Origin of the sequence: Pantoea agglomerans (genome assembly GCF_021397715.1) — a bacterium.
Taxonomy (GTDB): Bacteria; Pseudomonadota; Gammaproteobacteria; order Enterobacterales; family Enterobacteriaceae; genus Pantoea; species Pantoea astica.
Window position 1 is genome coordinate 722,309 of sequence record NZ_CP090207.1, and the last position, 22,600, is coordinate 744,908.

At 57.1% G+C, this 22,600-nt stretch carries 22 protein-coding genes; 13 read left to right on the forward strand and 9 right to left on the reverse strand.

From position 1 onward, the window contains the following. Nucleotides 1–63 precede the first annotated feature (63 nt). On the reverse strand, nucleotides 64–1,530 hold the full coding sequence (tolC, locus tag LZU96_RS03560) for an outer membrane channel protein TolC (protein WP_233987088.1): 1,467 nt from the start codon (nucleotides 1,528–1,530) through the stop codon (nucleotides 64–66). 213 nt (nucleotides 1,531–1,743) lie between these two features. Between tolC and nudF the strand changes: the two genes are divergently transcribed. The 6 genes from nudF to LZU96_RS03590 all read left to right on the forward strand — a co-directional run bounded on the left by nudF (nucleotide 1,744) and on the right by LZU96_RS03590 (nucleotide 7,195). Next, nucleotides 1,744–2,376, forward strand: a complete 633-nt coding sequence (gene nudF, locus LZU96_RS03565; protein ID WP_094120645.1) for an ADP-ribose diphosphatase — start codon at nucleotides 1,744–1,746, stop codon at nucleotides 2,374–2,376. Beyond that, complete coding sequence (locus LZU96_RS03570; protein WP_111139895.1) at nucleotides 2,376–2,801, forward strand: DUF1249 family protein; 426 nt, start codon at nucleotides 2,376–2,378, stop codon at nucleotides 2,799–2,801. The genes nudF and LZU96_RS03570 overlap by 1 nt, the downstream gene beginning before the upstream one ends. 42 nt (nucleotides 2,802–2,843) lie before the next feature. Then, entirely contained in the window at nucleotides 2,844–3,671 is an 828-nt protein-coding gene (cpdA, locus tag LZU96_RS03575; protein WP_233987089.1) for a 3',5'-cyclic-AMP phosphodiesterase, read from the forward strand. A gap of 3 nt (nucleotides 3,672–3,674) precedes the next feature. Then, entirely contained in the window at nucleotides 3,675–4,256 is a 582-nt protein-coding gene (gene yqiA, locus LZU96_RS03580) for an esterase YqiA (RefSeq protein ID WP_233987090.1), read from the forward strand. A gap of 49 nt (nucleotides 4,257–4,305) precedes the next feature. Further along, nucleotides 4,306–6,201, forward strand: a complete 1,896-nt coding sequence (gene parE / locus LZU96_RS03585; protein ID WP_233987091.1) for a DNA topoisomerase IV subunit B — start codon at nucleotides 4,306–4,308, stop codon at nucleotides 6,199–6,201. 94 nt (nucleotides 6,202–6,295) lie between these two features. Then, nucleotides 6,296–7,195, forward strand: a complete 900-nt coding sequence (locus tag LZU96_RS03590) for a LysR substrate-binding domain-containing protein (RefSeq protein ID WP_094120641.1) — start codon at nucleotides 6,296–6,298, stop codon at nucleotides 7,193–7,195. 128 nt (nucleotides 7,196–7,323) lie between these two features. On the opposite strand, the gene LZU96_RS03595 is transcribed toward LZU96_RS03590, so the two are convergent. Then, the gene (locus LZU96_RS03595; protein WP_233987092.1) at nucleotides 7,324–7,632 is read right to left on the reverse strand and encodes a putative quinol monooxygenase; all 309 of its coding nucleotides are present in this window, start codon (nucleotides 7,630–7,632) and stop codon (nucleotides 7,324–7,326) included. 48 nt (nucleotides 7,633–7,680) lie between these two features. Next, a complete protein-coding gene (locus tag LZU96_RS03600) occupies nucleotides 7,681–8,262 on the reverse strand; it encodes an NAD(P)H-dependent oxidoreductase (RefSeq protein WP_233987093.1) in 582 nt (193 codons plus the stop codon). A 161-nt stretch (nucleotides 8,263–8,423) separates the two neighbouring features. Between LZU96_RS03600 and LZU96_RS03605 the strand changes: the two genes are divergently transcribed. From LZU96_RS03605 to ftsP, 4 genes are all read left to right on the forward strand, one after another. Beyond that, complete coding sequence (locus tag LZU96_RS03605; RefSeq protein ID WP_233987094.1) at nucleotides 8,424–9,191, forward strand: transporter substrate-binding domain-containing protein; 768 nt, start codon at nucleotides 8,424–8,426, stop codon at nucleotides 9,189–9,191. 167 nt (nucleotides 9,192–9,358) lie between these two features. After that, nucleotides 9,359–11,632, forward strand: a complete 2,274-nt coding sequence (parC, locus tag LZU96_RS03610) for a DNA topoisomerase IV subunit A (RefSeq protein WP_233987095.1) — start codon at nucleotides 9,359–9,361, stop codon at nucleotides 11,630–11,632. 45 nt (nucleotides 11,633–11,677) lie between these two features. Next, complete coding sequence (locus LZU96_RS03615) at nucleotides 11,678–12,415, forward strand: 1-acylglycerol-3-phosphate O-acyltransferase (protein ID WP_094120636.1); 738 nt, start codon at nucleotides 11,678–11,680, stop codon at nucleotides 12,413–12,415. 143 nt (nucleotides 12,416–12,558) lie between these two features. Next, nucleotides 12,559–13,989 carry a cell division protein FtsP gene (gene ftsP / locus LZU96_RS03620; protein ID WP_233987096.1) on the forward strand — a complete coding sequence of 477 codons (1,431 nt, stop codon included), beginning with the start codon at nucleotides 12,559–12,561 and terminating at the stop codon, nucleotides 13,987–13,989. 101 nt (nucleotides 13,990–14,090) lie between these two features. Here ftsP and dkgA read toward each other — a convergent pair whose 3' ends face one another. Further along, nucleotides 14,091–14,918: a 2,5-didehydrogluconate reductase DkgA gene (dkgA, locus tag LZU96_RS03625; RefSeq protein WP_233987097.1), complete on the reverse strand. Its 828-nt coding sequence runs from the start codon at nucleotides 14,916–14,918 to the stop codon at nucleotides 14,091–14,093. A gap of 204 nt (nucleotides 14,919–15,122) precedes the next feature. Between dkgA and LZU96_RS03630 the strand changes: the two genes are divergently transcribed. After that, nucleotides 15,123–16,031: an AraC family transcriptional regulator gene (locus LZU96_RS03630; RefSeq protein WP_233987098.1), complete on the forward strand. Its 909-nt coding sequence runs from the start codon at nucleotides 15,123–15,125 to the stop codon at nucleotides 16,029–16,031. Nucleotides 16,032–16,059: 28 nt separating this feature from the next. Here LZU96_RS03630 and LZU96_RS03635 read toward each other — a convergent pair whose 3' ends face one another. From LZU96_RS03635 to LZU96_RS03655, 5 genes are all read right to left on the reverse strand, one after another. After that, entirely contained in the window at nucleotides 16,060–16,722 is a 663-nt protein-coding gene (locus LZU96_RS03635) for a DedA family protein (protein ID WP_031376521.1), read from the reverse strand. A gap of 207 nt (nucleotides 16,723–16,929) precedes the next feature. Next, nucleotides 16,930–18,120 carry a cystathionine beta-lyase gene (metC, locus tag LZU96_RS03640; RefSeq protein WP_233987099.1) on the reverse strand — a complete coding sequence of 397 codons (1,191 nt, stop codon included), beginning with the start codon at nucleotides 18,118–18,120 and terminating at the stop codon, nucleotides 16,930–16,932. A gap of 135 nt (nucleotides 18,121–18,255) precedes the next feature. After that, nucleotides 18,256–19,542, reverse strand: coding sequence for a TRAP transporter large permease (locus LZU96_RS03645; protein ID WP_233987100.1), 1,287 nt, complete (start codon nucleotides 19,540–19,542; stop codon nucleotides 18,256–18,258). Between the two features lie 13 nt (nucleotides 19,543–19,555). Beyond that, on the reverse strand, nucleotides 19,556–20,062 hold the full coding sequence (locus LZU96_RS03650; RefSeq protein WP_233987101.1) for a TRAP transporter small permease: 507 nt from the start codon (nucleotides 20,060–20,062) through the stop codon (nucleotides 19,556–19,558). Between the two features lie 49 nt (nucleotides 20,063–20,111). Next, the gene (locus LZU96_RS03655; protein WP_233987102.1) at nucleotides 20,112–21,083 is read right to left on the reverse strand and encodes a TRAP transporter substrate-binding protein; all 972 of its coding nucleotides are present in this window, start codon (nucleotides 21,081–21,083) and stop codon (nucleotides 20,112–20,114) included. A 350-nt stretch (nucleotides 21,084–21,433) separates the two neighbouring features. On the opposite strand from LZU96_RS03655, the gene exbB reads away from it, so the two are divergent. Beyond that, entirely contained in the window at nucleotides 21,434–22,156 is a 723-nt protein-coding gene (exbB, locus tag LZU96_RS03660) for a tol-pal system-associated acyl-CoA thioesterase (RefSeq protein ID WP_233987103.1), read from the forward strand. 6 nt (nucleotides 22,157–22,162) lie between these two features. Then, nucleotides 22,163–22,585 (forward strand): TonB system transport protein ExbD, encoded by a 423-nt coding sequence (gene exbD, locus LZU96_RS03665; RefSeq protein ID WP_094120626.1) that lies wholly within the window; start codon nucleotides 22,163–22,165, stop codon nucleotides 22,583–22,585. Nucleotides 22,586–22,600: the final 15 nt, after the last annotated feature.

Consider the following 22,600-nt stretch of genomic DNA (forward strand, 5'->3'; position numbering starts at 1 on the left):
GGGATCTTTACTTAGCTATACGTTCCATAGAGAGACGGGCCGCAAAGCGACCCGTCTGTGCAATCAGTTACCGAAAGGATTGCTGCTGTTGCTGCGCGCCGCAGGGCGTGCTGCCGCGGCAGAGCCGTTGGCGGAAGGACCGTTATCCACCCGCGCGGTCTGCTGCGCATTTTCTGGCGCGACCGTTTCCGGTGAGGTAGGGATCTCTTTACCCAGCTGGCTGTTCAGCGCCTGCAGGTTCTGCTCGTTGAGCGTTCCCAGCGCATAGCTGATGTTCAGCTGGTTGATCAGGTAGCTATAACGCGCATCAGAGAGTTGCTGCTTGGCGTTATAGAGCGCGGTGGTCGCATCCAGCACGTCGACGATGGTACGCGTACCAACCTGATAACCCGCTTCAGAAGCATCCAGTGAACTCTGTGCGGAGATCACGGCCTGTTTGTAGGCGTTGATGGTACTGATCGATGCATTCACGTTGTTAAACGATGAGCGCACGGTCTGCACGGCGGAACGGTGCGCGCTTTCCAGCTGTTCGCTGGCGCTGACGAAGCTGTACTGTGCCTGTTTCACCTGAGAGGTGACGCTGCCGCCGCTGTAGAGTGGCAGGGAGAAGCTCAGAGCAACCTGGTTAGAACCGGTAATAGAATCAGTAGATCCCTGGCTCTGGTTCGCACGGCTGCCACCATATTTGCTATTCGACATACCGGTAGAGGCTGTCAGACCAATAGTGGGCATATGACCCGCTTCCATCTGACGAATCTGCTCGCGTGCCAGATCCTGGTTCAGACGCGCAGAGAGCAGCGACAGGTTACGGCTTTCCGCCTGCTTGAGCAGGGCGCTGACCGCATCCGGCTTGTTGGTTTTGAAACGATCAATATTAAGCGATGCCAGTGCCTGATAATCCATGCCGGTAATCTGACGCAGGGATTCAACGGCGTTATCCAGATTGTTGCGCGCGGTTACTTCATTGGCTAACACGCTGTCATACTGTGCGCGGGCGTTCTGCACGTCCGTAATCGCGACCAGACCGACGTTGAAACGCTGGGTGGTTTGATCCAGTTCGCGATAGATCGACTGTTTCTGCGCTTCGGTGTAAGAAAGGGTATCAATCGCTTTCAGCACGTTGAAGTAGGCGGTGGCGGTGTTCAGAATCAGATCCTGCTGTGCGACCTGATAGGTGACATCCTGGATGCCGGCCGATTTTTCCTGCAGGGTCAGCGCGCGCCATTTCGACATGTCGAAAATTGTCTGGGTTAATTGCAGCGTGCCGCTGGTCGTGTTGGAATGGAGACCGCTGCTGTCACGATAGCCGTTGTTATAGGTGTAGTCTGCACCCAATCCGAGTTGTGGTAATAATGGGCTACGCGCTTCGTTGATTTTCTCAAAGGCAGAATCGCGATCGGCAGCGGCGCTGCGCAGATCCGGGTTGCTCAGACGTGCTTGTTGGTAAACCTGAAGCAGGTCTTCGGCCTGGCTGGCGAAGCTGAAACCGCCCAGGCTCAGCCCAATAAAAAATGGGAGCAGTTTTTTCATTTGCATTCCTTGTGTTGCAGCAAATTGCAGTGGTAGCGCTGCCGGGTAAGCCAAAAAATTATCGCCGATTCTAGCAGAGGGCAACTGTGAGATAAGTTGGCTGAAAGTGCCTTCTTCCCCTAATTTACGTAAATAATTCAGAAAGAACCACTCAGATGGAGCACCGTGCCAGGCTTTTTTCGCTCCACCCCAATCTGCACAAGGAACCAGATGATGTCGGAAGAAAAAAAATCCCCTGTGACTTTTACAAAAAACGATGTAGAAATTATTGCACGCGAAACCGTCTACGATGGTTTTTTTTCAGTGGTACGCTATCGCTTCCGTCATCGCCGTTTTAATGGCGAAATGAGCGCCGAAGTGCAGCGCGAAGTTTTTGAGCGCGGACATGCTGCCGTGCTGCTACCTTATGATCCCTTACGCGACGAAGTGGTGCTGATCGAACAGATCCGCATTCCAGCCTATGACAGCAGCGCATCACCCTGGCTGCTGGAGATGGTGGCCGGCATTATCGATCCCGGTGAAACCGTTGAGCAGGTGGTGCGTCGTGAAGCGGTCGAAGAAGCAGGATTACAGGTTGGGCGAATTAAGCCAATGCTTAATTACCTGGCCAGTCCCGGCGGCACCAGTGAACGTTTGTCGGTGCTGATTGGGGAAGTGGATGCCAGCCAGGCAACAGGATGCCATGGTCTGGAGGAAGAGAATGAGGATATTCTTGTCCATGTGGTCAGCCGCGAACAGGCTTATCGCTGGGTGGAAGAGGGGATTATTGACAATGCGGCGTCTGTCATCGCCTTGCAATGGCTGGCGTTGCACCATGAAAAACTACGACAAGAGTGGAAACCATAATGAAACAGCGCTATACCCCTGACTTCCCCGAGATGATGCGGCTGTGCGAAACCAATTTCGCCCAGTTACGCCGCCTGCTGCCGCGCAATGATGAGGCGGGCGCATCGGTGATCTATCAGGTGAGTGGCGCCCGTTATCAACTGACGATTCAGGAGTCAACGCGTTACACCACGCTGGTAGAGATCCGCCAGGTCGCGCCTGCGGTCAGTTACTGGAGCCTGCCGTCGATGTCGGTGCGGCTCTATCATGACGCAATGGTCGCCGAAGTGTGTTCAACGCAACAGATCTATCGTTTCAAAGCGCGCTATGATTATCCTAATAAAAAACTGCATCAGCGTGATGAAAAACACCAGATAAACCAGTTTCTCGCAGACTGGCTGCGCTACTGCCTGGCGCACGGCGCGATGGCAGTTCCGGTCTGCTGATGCGTATAATGCATTAAATGGCGTGGAGACGAAGGAAACGCTTTGGATAGCCTGCTAACTCTTCCTGCAGCGAACGGTTCCGCAATCAGGATTCTGCAAATCACGGACACCCACCTGTTCGCGGGAAAACATGAATCGCTACTTGGGGTCAATACCTGGTCGAGCTATGAGGCGGTGCTGGATGCGATCATTGCGCAGCATCGCGACTATGACCTGATTATCGCCACCGGCGATCTCGCCCAGGACCACTCTGTTGAAGCCTATCAGCATTTTGCTGAGGGCATTTCACGTTTACCGCGGCCCTGTGTCTGGCTGCCGGGCAATCACGACTTCCAGCCGGCGATGGTCGATACCTTCGCTGACGCCCGCATTAATCCGCATAAACAGGTTCTGATCGGCGAACAGTGGCAGATTGTCCTGCTCGACAGTCAGGTGTATGGGGTGCCGCACGGTATGCTGAGCGACTATCAGCTGGAGTGGCTCGAAAAAGCGCTGGCGCGCTATCCGCAACGTCACACGCTGGTGTTGCTGCATCACCATCCGCTGGCGTCCGGCTGTACCTGGCTTGACCAGCACAGCCTGCGTAATTCGCACCAGCTGGATGCGGTGCTGCAACAGTTTCCGCTGGCGAAGACGCTGGTCTGCGGGCACATCCACCAGGAGCTGGACGCAGAGTGGCATGGCCGGCGGGTAGTGGCGACGCCCTCCACCTGCGTGCAGTTCAAGCCGCACTGCACCAGCTTCGCGATTGATACCGTCGCACCAGGCTGGCGCTGGTTCACTCTGCATCCCGACGGTCAGCTTGAAACCGAAGTTAACCGCCTCGATACCGATATCTTCCGCCCCGATTTAGATTCGGATGGATACTGACTGATGGCGGCGCTGCTTTATCTGCACGGTTTCAACAGCTCACCGCAGTCGGCGAAGGCGACACAGTTTCGCCAGTGGCTGCAGGCCACGCATCCGGAAATCGAGATGATCGTGCCGCAGTTACCGACCTTTCCGGCCGATGCGGCCGCGATGCTGGAGGAGCTGGTATTGAGCCGCAGTGGTGAAACTCTTGGGCTGGTGGGCTCCTCGCTGGGCGGTTACTACGCCACCTGGCTGTCGCAATGTTTTATGCTGCCCGCCGTGGTGGTGAATCCCGCGGTACGGCCTTTTGAGTTGCTGACGGATTATCTCGGCGACAATCAGAATCCCTACACCGGTCAGCAATATGTGTTAGAGTCACGCCACATTTACGATCTGAAAGTGATGCAGATTGAACCGCTGGAAGCGCCCGATTTACTCTGGCTGCTGCAACAAACCGGCGATGAAGTTCTCGATTACCGTCAGGCGCTCGACTATTACAGCGCGTGCCGCCATACGGTCGAAGAGGGCGGAAACCATACATTTACTGGATTCGAGCGCCATTTCCCGCAGATTCTGGACTTTCTCGGTCTGAATCATCCCTGAGTAATGCGGAAATCGCACCCCATTTCACCCTTCTAATCAGACATTTACGATGAGTCAATCAAACTATAACGCGGATGCCATTGAGGTCCTGACTGGCCTTGAGCCTGTTCGCCGTCGCCCGGGCATGTATACCGACACGACGCGACCCAACCATTTGGGTCAGGAAGTGATTGATAACAGCGTCGATGAGGCGCTGGGCGGCCACGCGAAGCGGGTTGAAGTGATACTGCACCCCGATCAGTCACTGGAAGTGATCGATGATGGTCGCGGTATGCCGGTGGATATTCACCCGGAAGAGGGCGTGCCCGCGGTGGAACTGATCCTGTGCCGCCTGCACGCTGGCGGCAAATTCTCCAACAAAAACTATCAGTTCTCGGGCGGCCTGCATGGCGTCGGCATTTCGGTGGTCAACGCCCTGTCAAAACGGGTCGAAGTCACGGTACGCCGCAATGGCGAAGTGTATGACATCGCCTTTGAAAATGGCGAAAAAGTGCAGGAACTCACGGTGACCGGCACGGTGGCGAAACGCAACACCGGCACCCGCGTACACTTCTGGCCTGATGAAAGTTTCTTCGACAGCCCGCGCTTCTCGGTTTCACGTCTGTCGCACCTGCTGAAAGCCAAAGCGGTGCTCTGTCCGGGCGTCGAAATCGTCTTTAAAGATAAGCTGAATAACACTGAACAGCGCTGGTGCTATGAAGATGGCCTGACCGACTACCTGTGCGAAGCGGTTAACGGACTGCCAACGCTGCCGGAAAAACCCTTTGTCGGCAGCTTTGCCGGTGATGTGGAAGCCGTTGACTGGGCGCTGTTGTGGCTGCCGGAAGGCGGCGAGCTGCTGACCGAAAGCTACGTTAACCTGATCCCGACCATGCAGGGCGGCACCCACGTTAACGGTCTGCGTCAGGGCCTGCTGGATGCGATGCGTGAGTTCTGTGAATACCGCAACATCCTGCCGCGCGGCGTAAAACTCTCGGCGGAAGATATCTGGGATCGCTGCGCCTACGTGCTCTCTGTGAAGATGCAGGACCCGCAGTTTGCCGGACAAACCAAAGAGCGGCTCTCGTCACGTCAGTGCGCAGCCTTTGTGTCGGGCGTGGTCAAAGATGCCTTCAGCCTGTGGCTCAACCAGAACGTGCAGGCGGCTGAGCAGCTGGCCGAACTGGCCATCTCCAGCGCCCAGCGTCGTCTGCGTGCGGCGAAGAAGGTGGTGCGTAAAAAGCTCACCAGCGGTCCGGCGTTGCCTGGCAAGCTGGCGGACTGTACCGCGCAGGATCTGAATAAAACCGAACTGTTCCTGGTGGAAGGGGATTCGGCAGGCGGCTCGGCCAAGCAGGCGCGCGATCGTGAATATCAGGCGATCATGCCGCTGAAAGGCAAGATCCTCAATACCTGGGAAGTCTCCTCAGATGAGGTGCTGGCGTCGCAGGAAGTGCATGATATCTCCGTGGCGATCGGTATCGATCCCGACAGCGAAGATCTGTCGCAGCTGCGCTACGGCAAAGTCTGCATTCTGGCGGATGCCGACTCCGACGGTCTGCATATCGCGACCTTACTCTGCGCGCTGTTTGTGAAGCATTTCCGTTCGCTGGTGAAAGGCGGCCATGTCTATGTGGCGATGCCGCCGCTCTATCGCATCGATCTGGGCAAAGAGGTCTACTACGCGCTGGATGAAGATGAGAAAGAGGGCGTGCTGGAGCAGCTGAAGCGTAAAAAGGGCAAACCTAACGTCCAGCGCTTTAAAGGGCTGGGTGAGATGAACCCGCTACAGCTGCGCGAAACTACGCTTGATCCTAATACCCGCCGGCTGGTGCAGCTGACCATCAGTGATGAGGACGTCGACCAGACGTTACGCATGATGGATATGCTGCTGGCGAAAAAACGTTCCGAAGACCGGCGAAACTGGTTGCAGGAAAAAGGCGACATGGCCGACATCGAAGTATAAAAAACAGGACGCGCCAGCGTCCTGTTTTCTCAGGTAGCGGGTCACGATCGACAAGCGGCCCGGAGAGGTCCACACAGCAGAGACAGCAGCGATTGTGAAAATTACACTGGAAGAGTTACGTGCCTGGGTGGCGGTAGTGGATACCGGCTCCATCACCGCCGCGGCCGACCAGCTTTCGCAGACCAGTTCAGGCATCAGCCGCGCCCTGAGCCGGCTGGAGAGCAAACTGCAAACCACCCTGCTTCATCGCACCACCCGACGGCTGGCGCTGACAGAAGAAGGGCAGGTATTTCTGGAGCATGCGCGTCAGATTCTGGCGTCGGTAGAGCAGGCAGAAGAGCAGATTGCGCAGCGACGCGAGATGCCGTCAGGGCGGCTGCGGGTCAATGCCGCTACCCCGTTTATGCTGCATGTGATTGTGCCGCTGGTGGAGGCGTTTCGCGCGCAATATCCGCTGATTCAGCTGGAACTCAATACCGACGATATCCTGATCGATTTGCTGGAGCAGCAAACCGACGTCGCCATTCGCATCGGCGAACTGCGCGACTCCACGCTGCGTGCGCGGATGCTGGGCAGCAGCGCGATTCGTCTGATGGCCAGTCCGGCCTATCTGGCGAAGGCGGGCACGCCGCAAACCGTCGCCGATCTTGAGCAGCATCAGATTATCGGCTTCAGTCATCTTGATAATCACAACGTCTGGCCGGTCTGGCAGCCCGACGGCGAATTTATGCGGATTAAGCCGACGCTTTCCGCCTCCAGCGGCGAAACCATCCGCCAGCTGGCGCTGGCCGGACAGGGCATTGCGCGCCTCTCCGACTTTGTCAGCCGGGAAGATTGCGCCGCCGGGCGGCTGGTGCCGGTATTGCCTGATGAAACCCGTGAGCTGCGTCTGCCGGTGCATGCGGTCTACTATCGCAACACCACGCTCTCTTCACGCATTGGCTGCTTTCTCGACTTTCTGCGCACCGAGATCGACCGTCGCCAGCTGCTGTAAGCCTTCATGTCATCATAAAAAACCCCCGTCATGGACAGGGGTTTGAGATACGGACAACGTCTGGCCGGATTCGCTTTCAGAGCCTGCCTGCACCGGGAACAGAACAGGGATCAGGGCTACAGCAATAATCAGGCGCTGGGTTCCAGCACCAGGATTTTCACATCCACCACATCATCTTTAATGACGGCGCGATGCGCATCCATGTGCGGCATCTGCTGATGCTGCTCCAGATGACGCAGCGTTTCCCACTGTTCCAGCATAAAAATGGAGTCCGGCGAGTTCTGTTTCCACGGCACCTGTGCCTGATGGTCCAGCAGCGCATCATACTGGTGGCATCCCTCTTCCTGCAGCACGGTCGGGATCAGCGCTTTTACGGCATCCAGCACCGCCTGACGGCGACCGGGTTTTACACAAATTTCAGCAACGACGGTTAACATTCGCGGATTCCTCTTTCGCGGGGGAGTAAAGCGTAACGGTAGCCTGGCTTAGCCAAACACGCGAGTAAGATGATCGCGATACGCCGCAATGTCACGCGGCACATCAGGCTGCTTGATGACGTCATTACAGATAAAGGTCGGCAGCGCTTCCATACCCAGGAACTGGTTGGCTTTATGGAAGTGCAGATAGAGCCCGTCCACGCCGACGCCTTCAAAGAACTGCTCCGGATCGGTAAAAGCCTGCAGCGGTGCGTTCCAGGTCAGTGACAGCATATATTTTTTGCCCTGTAGCAGGCCGCCGGAACCATATTTTTTGGCGGCGTCAGCGCGGGTACGACCATCGCTGGCGTACAGTGAACCGTGACCTTCGGTAAAGACTTCATCAATATAACGTTTTACGGTCCATGGCTCGCCCATCCACCAGCCTGGCATCTGATAAATCACCACGTCGCTGTCGAGATATTTCTGCACTTCGTCAGCGACCACGTAGTCGCTGTCCGCCACGGTGACCGAGACCTCATGGCCCAGGTCACGCAGCTGGCTGGCGGCGACGTCAGTCAGGGTATGGTTCAGTTCGCCTTTTGAGTGGGCAAAGGTTTTGCCGCCGTCGATAATTAAAAACTTACTCATTCGAATAGGTACTCCGTTTTCTGTGTATGACGCTCAGCTTACGCGCGAAGCGGCAGCAGAGAAATGGGAGGCTGATCACAACACTTTTGCTGTAGCGGCAACAATACGCCGATTTATGGCACCATCAGTACGCAAACCAACCTGCCGAAGAAAAGCCCATCATGAAAAAAATTGTCATCCTTGCTCTGCTGCTGGCCAGCGGAGCCGCTCAGGCGCAGTCGCGTCTGGAGAGTGTTATCAGCAGCAAAGTGCTGAAGGTCTGTACCACCGGTGACTACAAGCCTTACAGCTACCTGCGGCCCGACGGCCAGTATGAAGGGCTGGATATCAGCATGGCGAATGCGCTGGCCGCCTCACTCGGTGCCAGAGTGCAGTGGGTGGCTACCAGCTGGAAAACCCTGATGTCCGATTTTCTGGCGAAGCAGTGTGATATTGCGCTGGGTGGCGTGTCGGTTACCCTGAAGCGCCAGCAGACCGCCTGGTTTGCTCAGCCGCTGGGTGTGGATGGCAAGATCCCGCTGGTGCGCTGTGCCGATAAAGACCGCTATCAGACGCTGGAGCAGCTCAACCGTCCGGAGGTGCGCCTGGTCGAGCCGGCGGGCGGTACCAACGAAGCCTTTGTTCATAGCCATCTGCCGCAGGCCTCGCTGACCCTGTTCCACGATAACGTCACCATCTTCCAGCAGCTGGTAGACAACCACGCCGATGTGATGATCACCGATGCCTCTGAGGCGCGCTATCAGCAGCAGCGCTTCCCGACGCTGTGCGCCATCAATGCCGATAAGCCGCTACAATATGGCGAGAAGGCTTACATGATCCCGCGCGATGACATCAGCTGGAAACTCTATGTCGATCAGTGGTTACACCTGAGCACCGCGACCGGAGAGTACCGCGAGATTGCCCGGCAGTGGATGGGCGATCAGCCCTGACGTCAGCAGTCCGATTTCCACTGCGTCAGCGGGTTAACCCGCGCCTGCTGACCGCCTGTCGCCGCGTGCTTCCCCTGTGACTAACACCGGCGAATAAGGTACTATCCTCGCCAAACCACCGCCGGGTGTCCCGCCGTTGTGGGCCACGATGTGAGGATGAGAAATTCATGAGTGAACTGACGCAGGATGGTGCAGAGCGTCTTGCCCTGCACACATTTACCGAGAATGCGTACTTAAACTATTCGATGTACGTCATCATGGACCGCGCCTTGCCTTATATTGGCGACGGCTTAAAGCCGGTACAGCGACGTATTATCTACGCCATGTCCGAACTGGGACTGAGCGCCAGCGCGAAATTCAAAAAATCAGCGCGTACCGTCGGTGACGTGCTGGGTAAATACCATCCGCACGGCGACAGCGCCTGTTATGAAGCGATGGTACTGATGGCGCAGCCGTTCTCGTATCGTTATCCGCTGGTGGATGGACAGGGCAACTGGGGCGCGCCCGACGATCCCAAATCCTTTGCCGCCATGCGTTACACCGAATCACGCCTGTCGAAATATGCTGAACTGCTGCTGGGTGAGCTGGGTCAGGGCACGGTCGATTATCAGCCGAACTTTGATGGCACCCTGCAGGAGCCGAAGATGCTGCCGGCGCGGCTGCCGAACATTCTGCTGAACGGCACCACCGGGATTGCGGTCGGTATGGCGACCGATATTCCGCCGCACAACCTGCGTGAAGTGGCGCAGGCGGCGATCACCCTGATCGACCATCCTAAAACCACGCTGGATGCGCTGCTGGATATCGTACAGGGCCCGGATTATCCGACCGAGGCGGAGATCATCACGCCGCGCGACGAGATCCGCAAAATTTATCAGAACGGGCGCGGCTCTATCCGCCAGCGCGCCATCTGGAAGAAGGAAGAGGGCGAGGTGGTGATCACCGCGCTGCCGCATCAGGTGTCGGGTGCGCGGGTACTGGAACAGATCGCCAGCCAGATGCGCAATAAAAAGCTGCCGATGGTTGAGGATCTGCGGGACGAGTCGGATCATGAGAATCCGACCCGTCTGGTGATCGTGCCGCGCTCAAACCGGGTCGATCTGGATCAGGTGATGAACCACCTGTTCGCCACCACCGATCTGGAAAAGAGCTACCGGGTTAACCTGAATATGATTGGCCTGGATAACCGTCCGGCGGTCAAAAACCTGCACGAAATTCTGTCGGAATGGCTGGTATTCCGCCGTGATACGGTGAAACGTCGTCTTAATCACCGGCTCGACCGCGTGCTGCGTCGTCTGCATATCCTCGACGGTTTGCTGGTGGCCTTCCTCAATATCGATGAAGTGATCCACATCATCCGTACCGAAGATGAGCCGAAGCCGGTGCTGATGTCACGCTTTGAACTGAGCGAAACCCAGGCCGAATCGATCCTCGAACTGAAGTTACGCCACCTGGCGAAGCTGGAAGAGATGAAGATTCGCGGCGAGCAGGCCGAGCTGGAAAAAGAGCGCGATCAGCTGCAGGCGACGCTGGCCTCTGAGCGCAAGATGAACACTCTGCTGAAAAAAGAGTTACAGGCCGACAGCGCCAGCTATGGTGACGAACGTCGCTCACCGCTGCGTGAGCGTGAAGAAGCGAAAGCGCTGAGCGAAACCGAGCTGATCCCTTCCGAGCCGGTGACCATCGTGCTGTCGCAGATGGGCTGGGTGCGCAGCGCCAAAGGGCACGATATCGATCCGGCCGGGCTAAGCTACAAAGCGGGCGACAGTTATCTGGCCGCCGCGCGCGGCAAGAGCAACCAGCCGGTGGCCTTTATCGACTCCACCGGCCGCAGTTATACCTTAGATCCAACCTCGCTGCCGTCGGCGCGCGGGCAGGGCGAGCCGTTGACCGGTAAGCTGACGCCACCGGCGGGCGCGGTCGTTGAGCAGGTGCTGATGGAGCCGGACGAGCAGCGCTTACTGATGGCGTCTGACGCGGGCTATGGCTTTATCTGCACCTTTGCCGATCTGGTCTCCCGTAACCGCGCCGGTAAAGCGCTGCTGACGCTGCCGGAAAACGCCAGAGTGATGACGCCAATGGCGGTACATCATGAAGATGACATGCTGCTGGCGATCACCCAGGCGGGACGGATGCTGATGTTCCCGGTCGGTGAACTGCCGCAAATGTCGAAAGGCAAGGGCAACAAGATCATCTCGATACCGGCCGCTGAAGCGGCTGCGGGTCAGGATAAGCTGGCATGGCTGATGATTCTGCCGCCGGGCAGCGCCATTACCCTGCATGTCGGCAAGCGTAAGATGCTGCTGCGCAGTGAAGAGCTGCAGAAATTCCGCGCCGACCGCGGACGTCGCGGCACGCTGTTGCCACGCGGCCTGCAAAAAATTGATCGTGTTGAACTGGATGCGCCTGCGCGTCCGGCTATTGCGGACAGCGAAGCGTAAACTACCCGGCTGACACTGTGTCAGCCGTGGCTCAATGAGGGAACTATGTTACTGATACTGCGTACCATTATCGTGGTAATTTATTCGATATTAGTCTCTGTGTTTGGCTGTATCTGGTGTCTTTTTTCACCGCGCAATCCGCGCCACGTCGCCACTTTTGGCCGCCTGTTCGGTAAATTGTCGACGGTATTAGGGCTTAAAGTAGAGTTGCGCCGTCCGGAAGGGGCTGACAACTACGGCAATGCGATCTATATCGCTAATCACCAGAACAACTACGACATGGTGACCGCCGCTAAAATCGTGCAGCCAACCACGGTGACGGTCGGCAAAAAGAGCCTGTTGTGGGTACCGTTTTTTGGTCTGCTCTACTGGCTGACCGGTAATCTGTTGATTGATCGGGATAACCGCGCCAAAGCACACGGCACCATCGGCCAGCTGGTCGATCAGTTCAACCGTAAGCGCATCTCGTTCTGGATGTTCCCGGAAGGCACGCGCAGCCGCGGTCGCGGTTTAATGCCGTTTAAAACCGGCGCATTTCACGCCGCCGTGGCGGCCGGTGTGCCGATTATCCCAATTGTGGTCTCCAATACGCACGACAAGATCAAACTGAATCGCTGGAACAATGGGCTGGTGATCGTTGAGATGCTGCCTCCGGTTGATGTGAAAGCGTTTGAATCTTCCTCGGTGCGTAAGCTGGCAACCCACTGTCGTGAACTGATGGCGGCGAAGCTGGAAGAGCTTAACGCCGAAGTCGAAGCTCGCGAAAAAAGCGGTAAAATCTGACCGGCGATTGCATCGCCGAACCAGCCTGCAGGGATGCCGCACGGTGAGGGGCTTAACGGCTCGCCGTAAAAGCAGCACAGCACATAACAGCAATAAAAACAGGGTTGGCGCGTCAGCGCCACGCGTAAAAGGTCAGAAGTTTTATGTCTTTCAGCAGACGTCAGTTCATCCAGCTTTCTGCTGGAGTGGCGCTTAGCGCCGGTATTATGCCTCATGCGGCTCGTGCCGCGTCCGCCGCCAATGGTGATACGCCACTGCCGATTCCGCCGTTACTGGAATCCCGTCGCGGTCAGCCGCTGTTTTTGACCATGCAGCGCAGTCACTGGGCATTCAACGGTGATAATAACAAGGTTCCGGTATGGGGCATTAACGGCCTCTATCTCGGGCCGACGGTGCGCGTCTACAGCGGCGACGACGTGAAACTGATCTACAGCAACCGCCTCAATGAGCCGGTGTCGATGACCATCAGCGGCCTGCAGCTTCCTGGCGCACTGATGGGTGGCGCACCGCGCATGATGTCAGCCGGCGTCGACTGGGCGCCGGTACTGCCGATTCGTCAGGCGGCCTCGACCTGCTGGTATCACGCCAATACGCCAAACCGCATGGCGCCGCATATCTACAACGGGCTGGCGGGGATGTGGCTGATTGAGGACGATATCAGCAAGCAACTGCCATTGCCGAAACACTACGGCGTTGACGACTTTCCAATCATCATTCAGGACAAGCGGCTCGATAACTTTGCCACGCCGGTTTACGACCCGCCGCAGGATGGCGGCTTTCTCGGCGACACGCTGCTGGTGAATGGCGTGCGAAATCCTTTTGTCGAGGTTTCCCGCGGCTGGGTGCGTCTGCGTCTGCTGAACGCCTCGAATGCGCGCCGCTATGAGATGGTGCTGAGCGATAACCGGCCATTTATGGTGATTGCCAGCGATCAGGGCTTTCTGTCCGCGCCGGTCGCGGTACAGCGCCTGTCACTGGCTCCGGGTGAACGACGCGAGGTGCTGGTCGATATGTCACAGGGCGATGAGGTATCGATTACCGCCGGCACCGCGGCGGGCATTATGGATCGGCTGCGCGGCTTCTTTGAGCCGTCATCGATCCTGACCTCGACCCTGATCCTCACTTTACGCCCCACCGGGCTGCTGCCGCTGGTCACCGATAATCTGCCCATGCGACTGCTGGCCGATCAGATTCTGGATGGCGTGGCGGTGCGCACGCGTGAGTTCCGGATTGGCGACAGTATGCCGGGCATCAACGGCGCCATCTGGGACATGAACCGTATTGATACCACCGCGCAGCAGGGCACCTTTGAGCGCTGGATTCTGCATGCCGATCGGCCACAGGCGCTGCATATTCAGGGTGTGATGTTCCTGATTAAGAGCGTCAACGGCGCGCAACCGATGGGCGAAGATCGCGGCTGGAAAGATACGGTCTGGGTTGATGGTGATGTGGAACTGATGGTCAGCTTCCCGCAGAGTTCGTCAGATCACTTCCCATTTGTCTATTACAGCCAGACGCTGGAGCTGGCGGATCGCGGAACTGCCGGTCAGCTGGTGGTGCAGCCAACGCAGTAAGCCGTACGGCGTAACGAAAAAGGGCAACGTCACGTTGCCCTTTTTTTAGTGCGACAACAGCAATGAACCGCGTCACGCCGCGCCGCAAACGGGTTCACCGCTTAGCCGTTAAAGGTTTCCGGGTCCGGCCCCAGACGGTTGCCGCTATCCAGCTTAGTAATATCACTCACTTCATGCTTATCCAGCCGGAAATCGAACACCTTAAAGTTCTCTTCGATACGTGCAGGCGTGACCGACTTCGGAATCACCACCAGCCCGCTGTCCAGATGCCAGCGAATGACGATCTGCGCCGGGGTTTTGCCATATTTCTTCGCCAGCGATTTAATCACCTCCTGATCAAATACGCCTTTACCGCCCTGCGCCAGCGGGCTCCAGGATTCCGTCTGAATCTGGTGCATCGCATTCCACGCATGTAGCGTGCGCTGTTGCAGCATCGGATGCAGCTCGATCTGGTTGACGACCGGCGTCACACCCGTCTCATCCAGCAGGCGCTTGAGGTGGGATTCATGGAAGTTACAGACGCCGATACTTTTGGTCAGCCCCTGCTGCTGTAGCTCGATCATTTTCTTCCAGGCATCAACATAGTGATCTTTTTCCGGGCACGGCCAGTGCATCAGATAAAGGTCAACCTGCTCCAGTTGCAGCTTCTGCAGGCTGGTTTCCATCGCCTGCTGAACGTTCTGCTGATCGTCATTCCACAGCTTGGTGGTGACGAAAATCTCGTCGCGCGGCACGTCGGTTTCCTGCAGCGCCTGACCAATCGCTTCCTCGTTCTTGTAAGCGGCGGCGGTATCAATGGAGCGATAGCCGACCTGTAAGGCTTTCAGAACCGCCTGGCGCGCTTCGTCGATACTGGCCTGCCACACGCCCAGTCCCAGTTGCGGCATCATATTGCCATCGTGCAGTTTGATAATGGGTTGGTCTGCCATAGTTGCTCCTTTCCGTTGCAGTTAACCAGTGAGATTTCACTGTGCTTAAGTCTAGCCAACAATTCACAGCCTGCCTGTCGGGCTGAGCGTGCGCAACAGCAACACACTGCCCAATCCGGCAAACTTCTTGCCTGATTCTCCAATTCGCTGGCGGTTCAGGCAGTGTCGCGGCACACTGACTTTTTATCCTGATAAGGAGTCTGAATGGCGCACGATGCCCTGTGTCACCGCCTGGCGCAGCAGGTGGTGACCTTAATGACCCACGGTCGCGATCGTCTCTGTCCGGTCAGTCATGTTTCGCTGATTTATGCTAATCAGTATCGTCCGCGCACGCCGATGATGTATCAGCCCGGCATTGTGATCCTGTTTCAGGGCAGCAAAACCGGCTATCTCGGCAGCACGGTGTTCCAGTACGACGCCAGCAAGTACCTGATGCTCACGGTGCCGCTGCCGGTGGAGTGCGAAACCTGGGCCTCGCCAGAGGTGCCGATCGCCGGTTTATGCCTGAATGTCGATACCGCCAGCCTGCAGGATTTGCTGATTGAGATCGGTGACGATGATCAGTTTCAGCCGCAGCCGCTGACCTCCGGCATCCACTCGGCGTGGCTGACAGAACCGATGCTCTGCGCGGCGGAACGGCTACTGGATGTGATGACGCAGCCGCGCGATGCCCGCGTGCTGGGGCCGCATATCGTGCGTGAGATTATCTATTATGTGCTGACCGGCCCGCTGGGCGGGGCGCTGTTGTCGCTGGTGAGTCGCCAGACCCAGTTCAGCCAGATTGCGCGTGCGCTGCGGCGCATTGAAAATCACTTTGCCGACAATCTCAGCGTTGACGCGCTGGCGGCGGAGGTGAACATGAGCGTCTCGGCGTTCCACCACAACTTTAAAGCGGTGACCCAGACGTCACCGTTGCAGTATCTCAAGCGTTATCGTCTGCACCAGGCACGGTTACTGATGCTGCATGATGGACTGAAAGCGAGTGCAGCGGCGGTGCGGGTTGGCTATGAAAGCCCGTCGCAGTTTTCGCGCGAGTTTAAGCGCTATTTTGGCGTGACGCCGGGCGAAGAGGTGAGTCGGGTGCGGCAGACGGTGGCAGACCCGTCCGCCTGACAGGCGGCGGGTCATCACCAGAATGGCGTCAGGCCTGCTTCTGCCGACGTTTTTTCCAGATCACAATAATGCTGCCGAACAGGCCGAGAAACAGCAAGACCATCGGCAGCACCATCAGAATCGCCATCACCTGATCTTCATGACGTTTGATAAAGGGTACCTGGCTGATACCATAGCCAAACGCCACCACGATGCCGACCCAGAGCACACCGCTCAGCCAGTTAAACAGCTGAAAGCGGCCATTCTGTAAACCGGCAATGCCCGCCATGGTCGGCAGGATGGTGCGGATAAAGGCGAGAAAACGACCCACCAGCAGCGCCATCAGGCCATGACGGTTAAACATATTCCAGGCGCGCTGATGATATTGCGCCGGCAGATGCATCAGCCAACTTTTCACCAGCCGGGTATTGCCCAGCCAGCGCCCCTGCAGATAACTCAGCCAGCAGCCGAGACTGGCGGCCGTGGTGAGGATCACCATCGTCGGTATGAAATCCATCACGCCTTTAGCGACCATCGCGCCCGCCAGCAGCAGCAGGCTGTCGCCCGGCAGGAAAGAAGCGGGTAACAGCCCGTTTTCCAGAAACAGCGTCAGGAACATTACGCCATACACCACCCACACTACATCCGGATTTGCCAGCGCGGCAAAGTCCTGATGCCAGAGCGCGTGGACAATCTCGTGTAAAACACCCATTAGCTATTCCATCACGTCACAAGGAAAACCCGCCTTATCAGGCTGCCGCGAGAGTGACAGGCTGAGCCTGCCTGGTCTGCAGGGGCTCAGCGCTTCACGCTCGGCCTGGTGCCTGAACGGTCCGGGATAAATTTTAACAATAATCAGGCCGCAGCCCGGCAATCTCTGCTGGCGGCGACCACCACGTTTATCTTCTGTTTAGCTTACTCAGCGCATCAGGCGCGCAAAACCCGCCTCAAGGTCGGCGAGCAGATCCTCAACGTGCTCCAGACCAATATGCAGCCGCACCAGCGTACCCGTGAAATCGACCCCGCCGGCTGGGCGAATCGCGGCCAGTTCTTCCGGCTGATTCGCCAGGATCAACGACTCATAGCCGCCCCACGAGTAGGCCATGCTGAAATGATGGAAGTGATCGAGGTATTCCGCCAGCTGCGCCGGGCTGAGTTTCTGGTGCAGAATAAAGGAGAACAGCCCGCTGCTGCCGTTAAAATCGCGCTGCCAGAAAGCGTGGCCCTTACTTTGCGCCAGCGCCGGATGGTTAACCCGGGCCACTTCCGGCCGGGCCGCCAGCCACTCAGCCACCTGCAGCGCGCTCTCTTCATGCTGACGCAGCCGGGTGCCGAGCGTGCGTAATCCCCGGCTCGCCATGTAGGCGGTATCCGCATCGACCATCTGGCCCATCAGATAGGAGTTCTCGCGCAGTTGATCGATGCAGCGCGCGTTGGCGACCGCGGTGCCGATCATCGCGTCACTGTGGCCAATCAGATATTTGGTTCCGGCCTGAATCGAAATATCGATCCCATGTGCCAGCGCGTTGAACAGAATACCGGCGGCCCAGGTATTATCGATCATGATAATTGCGTCGGGGGCTTTAGCCCGCACCGCCGCCACAATGGCCGGGATATCCTGCACTTCCATGGTGATTGAAGCGGGTGATTCCAGAAAGACCACCCGGGTGTTGGGCTGGATCAGCGCCCCGATTTCGCTGCCGATACAGTGATCGAACCAGCCAATCGAGACCTGCATCTTTTGCAGAATTTTGTGGCAGAAGTCCTGAGTCGGCTCATACACCGCGCCGCTCATCAGTACGTGGTCGCCCGCCGCGACAAACGCCAGAATCGCATTAGCCACTGCCGCGGCGCCGCACGGATAGAGCACGCAACCGGCGCCGCCTTCCAGTTCGGTCATTGCGTCCTGCAGCGCAAAGTGGGTCAGGGTACCGCGGCGACCATAAAACAGTTCACCTTTTGCCCGACCGGCGGTGGCGCGTTTTTTGTCTGCTACGCTGTCAAAAACCAGTGAGGAGGCACGCTGAATTACGCTATTCACCGAGCCCTGGGTATAACGTTTGCTGCGTCCTGCGCTGACGAGGGTGGTATCAATTTTTTTGGTGCTCATGAGTCGCCTTTGCCGCTTCTGCCTGAGCCTTCACGTTAGCACGAAAAGGCCGGCAGGGTTGAGACTCAATGGCGATTATCAGAGTGCGTCGCAGGATAAAAATCGGGTCCGCAGGCGAACCCGATTTTGCGGGTGCTACATGACGCCCATCAGACGCGGTAACCAGAGTGAAATCGCCGGAATATAGGTAATCAGCATCAGCACGATGAACAACATGCCGTAAAACGGCAGCATGGCACTGACCACCTGCTCAATTTTCTGCTTACTCACCGCACTGGCGACAAACAGCACCGTGCCGACCGGCGGCGTAATCAGGCCGATGCCGAGGTTGGTCAGCATGATCATCCCGAAATGAACCGGATCGATTCCCAGCGAAGTCGCGACCGGCAGCAGCACCGGCGTCAGGATCAGAATCAGCGGAGCCATATCCATCAGCGTCCCCACCACCAGCAACAGAATGTTGATGCACATCAGAATCACATACTTGTTATCCGACAGACTGGTGAACGCCTCGGTAATCAGCGTCGGCAGTTGCATAAAGGTCATCACCGCGCCAAACCCGGCGGCGAAGGCGATCAACACCATCACGATGGTGACGGTTTTGATGGTGCGGAACAGCAGGATATGCAACTGGTTCCATTTGAAGTCACGATAGATAAACATGGTGACGAAGAAGGCCCAGATACAGGCGATCGCCGCCGACTCCGAGGCGGTGAAAATACCGGACAGAATCCCGCCCATGATAATGACGACGGTGAACAGCCCCCAGAACGCATCGAAGAAAATCTTCAGCGCCTGACGAAACGGAATGCGATCGCCTTTCGGATAGCCGCGTTTCCGGGCAAAGCCGAGGCACATTATCATCAGGCAGCCGCCCAGCATCAGGCCCGGCAAAATTCCGGCGACAAACAGCGAAGAGATAGTGACCAGCCCGCCGGTCGCCAGTGAGTAGATCACCGAGTTATGGCTGGGTGGCGTCAGTACCGCCTGCACCGATCCGCTGGCGGTAACGGCGGCGGCGAAGTCGCGCGGATAGCCTTTCTCTTCCATCTGCGGAATCATCACCGAGCCGATCGAGGCGGTATCCGCCACCGATGAGCCGGAAATGGCACCAAAGAAGGTGGAGGCGACAATGTTGACCAGCGATAAACCGCCGCGAATGAAGCCAACAAAGATGTAGGCAAAGTTAACCAGGCGGCGGGCGATGCCGCCTTCAGCCATGATCGCCCCGGCGAGAATAAAGAACGGAATGGTGAGTAGCGAAAATTTGTTAATGCCGTTGGTAATCTGAATCACCACCGCTTCCAGCGGCAGATCGATCCACCAGGCGCCGATAAACGCGCTCAGGCCGACCGCAAACGCCACCGGAAAACCCACCAGCAGCAACACCAGCAAACTGCCTAATAAAATCAATGCGTCCATCTTCTGCTCCGGATTAGTGGGTGCCGCCCAGCGTGACAATCGGACGCTGGCTTTGATCGCCGGTCAGCAATCGCTCAACAACAAACAGCAGGGTAAAGATCGCGCCAATCGGGATCGGCAGATACATCTCGCCATAGGTTACGGCAGGCAGCGAGGCCAGCGACTGCACCCACATCGCTTCACACAGGCTATAGCTGGCCTGAAAGATCACCAGACAGGTAATGATCATCAGCAGATCGCAGACCCGCAGCAGCAGACGTTGCAGAGCGGGTGACAGGCGATCGGTCATCATGGAGACGCAGATGTGTGTTCCGGCGCGTAAGCCGACCGGCGCGCCAATAAAGGTAAAAATAATCATGCAGATGATGGCAACCGGTTCCGGCCACGAGAGCGCGCCGTTCATCACGTAGCGGGCAAAAATCCCGATCGGGATCACCGTCACCATGATCATCAATGCCACGGCGGCAACCAGCATGCACAGCAGATAGAGCCCATCCATCAGACGCGTATAAGCAGCCATAATTGATACCTGATTAAGCACGCCACACGGCAGTGTGGCGCGGGAAGGGTTATTTCACGTCAGCGATCCGGGTCATCAGATCCTGATATTTACCGCCAAACTGATCGCGCACCGGCTGGGTCGCCTTAACGAAATAGTCACGGTCGGTTTGCTGGAAGGTGACGCCGCCGGCTTTCATCTTCGCAAGCGACTGTTCGGTATAGGTTGCCCAGAGCTGGCGCTCTTCATCCTGCGCCTCTTTACCCAGTTTCTTCAGCAGCGCCTGATCCTCAGGCTTGAGACGATCCCAGGCACGTTTCGAGAACAGGATCATTTCCGGCTGAATAAAGTGTCCGGTGAGGGTGTAATATTTCGCGACCGGCATATAGTTATGGGCGACGAAAGTCGGTGGATTATTTTCGGTTCCGTCAACCACGCCGGTCTGCATGGCGCTGAACACTTCGCTGACGCCCATCGCCACCGGATTGGCTCCCATCGCTTTCAGCGTAGCCAGCGAAATGGCGCTGTTCTGTACGCGGATCTTCATGCCTTTCAGATCTTCGGGCTTCGCCAGCGGTTTTTTGGTGATCATGTTGCGTTCACCGGCGTCGGTCCAGCCGAGAAACACCATTCGGGCGTTGGGATCTTTATCGAATTTATCGGCGATCTCTTTACCGATCTCCCCATCCAGCACCTTGTGCATGTGGTCGACGTCGCGGAAAACATAGGGCAGCGTCAGCACGCTGGTTTCCGGCGCGATGCTGGTGACCGGCGCCAGCGACACGCGGATCATATCGATCGCGCCCAGTTGTACCTGTTGCAGAGTCTGATCTTCATCGCCCAGCACGCCACCGGCATAGAGTTTCATCTCCAGCCGGCCGTCGGTGGCCTGTTTCAGTTTGTCACCCATGTGCTGCAGCGCCACCACTGTGGGGTAGCCAGCAGGCTGAACTTCTGCCACTTTAATCACCTGTGCCGAGGCGGCGGCGCTCACCATCATTGCCGCCAGGGCACATGCCAGGCGTGTTTTGGTCATTCTCATTATGTTGTCTCCAGCAGAGGAAGGGCGGCGCTCAGGAATCCGGCGTGTGTAGCAAGGGGCCGCGTGGAGCCAGCATAGTGAAAACGGGCGTCAGCGAAATGCGGCGATGCTGATTGAATGAATGCGATCACATTTTGAAACGTTGTTTTAATAAATTTTCACGCAGCATCACATTTTCGAAACATCCCCGTCGGCTGTCATAAATTGCCGTCATCGGCCTGCCGGGCAGGTTAGCGTTTGTAAATACTAATGAGAACGACTATCAATTCGCGGCTATTTTGCTATTATTTGCGCTTGTTTCGCATCCCTGTAGATGAAGTTGGAGAAGCAGCGTGGTAGCCAGTGATTTGATGCAAACGGACCTCTCCGTTTGGGGCATGTATCAACATGCCGATATCGTGGTAAAGGTAGTGATGATTGGCCTGTTACTGGCTTCAGTTGTCACCTGGGCGATCTTCTTCGGCAAATATGCCGAACTGAGCGCCGCTAAACGTCGCCTGAAACGCGAGCAGCAGGCGCTGGGCGAAGCGCGTAACCTGAATGACGCCGCCCGTATTGCTCAGCAGTTCACCGGCCACAGCCATAGCGCCGTGTTGCTGAACGACGCACAAAATGAGCTTGAGCTGTCAGCCGGGGTGGAAGACACCAACGGCATTAAAGATCGTACCAGCTTCCGTCTTGAGCGCCGCGTTGCCGCCTTCAGCCGCCACGCTGGCCGGGGCAACGGCTTCCTGGCGACCATTGGTTCGGTCGCGCCGTTTATCGGCCTGTTCGGCACCGTGTGGGGCATCATGAACAGCTTTATCGGCATCGCTAAAACCCAGACCACCAACCTTGCGGTTGTTGCACCTGGCATCGCGGAAGCGCTGCTGGCGACGGCGATTGGCCTGGTCGCTGCGATTCCGGCGGTGGTGATCTATAACGTCTTTGCCCGCATGATCGCCAATTACAAAGCCTCACTGGGTGATGTGGCGGCGCAGGTGCTGCTGTTACAGAGCCGTGATATCGATCTGGGAAACGTCGCCGCTGACGTTCCGCGTCCTGCGGCGGCCCAGAAACTGCGCTTAGGGTAAGCGATTATGGCCATGCGATTAAACGACGACCTGGAAACCGATGGTGAAATGCATGAGATCAACGTCACGCCGTTTATCGACGTGATGCTGGTTCTGCTAATCATCTTCATGGTGGCGGCACCGCTGGCGACTGTCGACGTGCGCGTGAATCTGCCAGCGTCTACCAGCGCGCCGCAGCCGCGACCGGAAAAACCGGTTTACCTGTCGATCAAGGCTGACAAGCAGCTTTATGTCGGTAACGATCAGGTGACACCGGAATCGCTGGTCAGCGTGCTGACCGGACAGACCGGCGGCAACAAAGAGACCACCATTTTCTTCCAGGCGGACAAGTCGGTGGATTACGAAACGCTGATGAGCGTGATGGATCAACTGCGTAGCGCGGGCTATCTGAAAATTGGTCTGATGGGCATGGAAACCGTGAAGAAATAGCGGTTTATCCGGTAG